The sequence below is a fragment of the Micromonospora sp. DT44 genome (genome assembly GCF_049841635.1).
Lineage (GTDB): Bacteria > Actinomycetota > Actinomycetes > Mycobacteriales > Micromonosporaceae > Micromonospora.
Genome location: NZ_JBNCKS010000186.1, coordinates 1 through 341, shown reverse-complemented (window position 1 = coordinate 341; position 341 = coordinate 1). Strand labels below are relative to the sequence as shown.

Below are 341 nucleotides of genomic sequence, written 5' to 3'. Positions count from 1 at the left end.
GTAGTGACGCTAGGTGGGAGGCGTTCGGCGAGATAGCACGAGAATACTACAAAGATGGCCAAACAAATCTGCTGACACTCCCCCCGAGAACATACGAGAGGAAGGCCACCAACGGGATTATGGTACACCTCGGACAAAATCTTCATGATTGGCGGCGGGAGGGCAGGACTGTTCCGGAGAGCATGCCCGAGGATCTGAGGGATTTTATGGAGGGTTGCGGAGCGATCGACGTTCTGGCGAGAGCGGTCGTGAACAGGCGCAGACGTGGGCGAAGGGGAGGTGATAAGGGGCGGGAGGTGTCGGCGCTTGTTTCTGAGGGTGCGAATGTGGTGTCGGGGGTT

Annotated in this window: 1 protein-coding gene; it reads left to right on the top strand. The window is 58.1% G+C overall.

Features of this window, described 5'->3' with window-relative positions; genetic code table 11:
* On the top strand, positions 1 to 341 hold a 341-nt coding region (locus ACLQ25_RS32850; protein ID WP_425734612.1), incomplete at both ends, for a hypothetical protein.